The following is a 1795-nucleotide window of genomic DNA, read 5'->3' as shown; positions in this document are numbered from 1 at the left end:
AGTTCATCAGCTCCGGCGTCTGCACCACCACCGCCGTCCGCACCTCCCCCTGCAGCCGGTCCGGATTCCCCCACACCACCCCCAGATTCGTCACGACCACCCCCACCGCACCCGTCGCATTGTTCACCCACACCTCCCCATACCAGTACCGACCCTGCCGAATCACCGGCGCCCAGTCGTTGGTCCCCCACCACAACGTCACCGTCGCTCCCTCGACCGCCTCCCCCGACACCCCCACCACCCCCGGCACCGTCCGAGCCGTGTACTGGTTGAGCCGGTTGACCGTGTTGCTGCTCCACCGCAGGCTTCAAGCCGGCCTGTCCCTAACAGAGTCCGGAAGCTGGACTGGTTGTAGCCATGCTTTGCCGTCGGTAGCAGCCTGTTGCCAGACCGGCGCGAAGGCTGCTGGCCCATCGCAGCCCGAGGGCGAGTAAGCGCCCGCCGGGATTTTCCATGGCGCCGGCGGCCCGCCGGCAGCCCTGCCCGGGGTCTGCGCGAAGGAGCCGCAAGAACCAAAGCGTGCGTGGCGAAAGTGGCTGCGGTCTGCTTCTGGGCCCTCCGCACTAGGCAGTGACAACGAAGCCCATGCTCTGCGCAGCGGGTGTTCATTACTCTGCCAACTTCGGTGCTTCCTGAACCCCATTAGATTTCTTCCTCACCGTTCGTCCAGCCACCATTGGTCACCTCGAACGATTCGACACCGCTGGGCCTACATCTATTTCTTCTTGCGCACTGGTGCCACGACCGTCACCAGATTTGTTTTTTCTTCTGCGACTATCTTCCGAGCCTCGGCAATCGATTCTTGAAATCGGGCTGAATCGAGTAATTTACCACCGCCTGCTAACCGAAATAGAAGATCATTTGTGACTGAATCATATCGATCCAACTTCCCCATCAGAATCATGCTTATCAGAGTGGCCGCTTTATCCTGATCCCCCTGCTTGATGGTCTGGTACAGGTGAACATTGACCGGGATGGACACGTTAAGTTCACGTTTTACAATCCGGTATTTCCCTGTGGCGTAGCCGGCGTAAAACGCGATGCCTATCACCGTCATGCCAGCCAACGTGAGAACTAGTTTGCTTCTTGGCACGGTGATCTTCCTCCTTTCCATCTCCCATCCCACGGATTCTTTGACTTCGTAGCCCTGACTCTGGACGCCAATTCTCTAAGATCCTCTGGGCAGATCGACATGGGCCTGGGCAAATATGCATCCAAGACAGCTGCAATACCTTCCCCGATGAGTTCACCCAGTGTTGTTGGAGTCGGGATGGTTATTGGCATCGCTCCCGCTTGGTAAGCGAAGACCTCATATTGGACTGTTGCTTCGGAAACTCTTGTTCCTCGCTTTATGTGGTAGCAGCCATCACTACATTTACAGAGAACTGCGACCGATGCAGACCAGGTAAGCTCTAATCCAGACATCATGGCAATCCCATCGTAAGTGTCATCCTCAGGATTCATCGTGAAGTATAGACCACTGATTGTCCATCCTCCGTTTGGTGGCGAGGGGTCGAACACAATTCTGGGACGACCATTCTTTCCAGTTGCCTCTACGCATTTCAAGCCGAGGTATTCAATAACGTCGATCGGATTGTTTCCCACGAATCCGCACAAGTTCAACCCTCCGCGTTCAACCATGGGATCCCTGCTCAACCACCTTCCCAGGGCGGGACTGTAGGCGCGGTATTCGTACAGCACCAAGCCCGTGCCGTCCTCCGTCCGCTTCGTGCTGAACCGGAACGGATTCGAACCGGTCGCAGGGCCCGTCAGCCGCAAGGGCTCCACAAACGGG

At 57.3% G+C, this 1795-nt stretch carries 3 protein-coding genes; all 3 read right to left on the bottom strand.

The window, feature by feature from the left end; genetic code table 11:
• Nucleotides 1-202: hypothetical protein (locus tag G4L39_RS09690; protein ID WP_205880928.1), on the bottom strand; the 202-nt coding region annotated here is incomplete at its 3' end.
• Nucleotides 203-715: 513 nt separating this feature from the next.
• Nucleotides 716-1057 (bottom strand): hypothetical protein, encoded by a 342-nt coding sequence (locus G4L39_RS09685; RefSeq protein WP_205880927.1) that lies wholly within the window; start codon nucleotides 1055-1057, stop codon nucleotides 716-718.
• A gap of 17 nt (nucleotides 1058-1074) precedes the next feature.
• The coding region (locus G4L39_RS09680; protein WP_165107815.1) for an RHS repeat-associated core domain-containing protein at nucleotides 1075-1795 on the bottom strand (721 nt) is incomplete at its 5' end.

The sequence above is a fragment of the Limisphaera ngatamarikiensis genome (assembly GCF_011044775.1).
In the GTDB taxonomy this organism is placed as follows: Bacteria; Verrucomicrobiota; Verrucomicrobiia; order Limisphaerales; family Limisphaeraceae; genus Limisphaera; species Limisphaera ngatamarikiensis.
The sequence above is the reverse complement of the archived record's forward strand: the minus strand, read 5'-3'. Positions and strand labels throughout refer to the sequence as shown.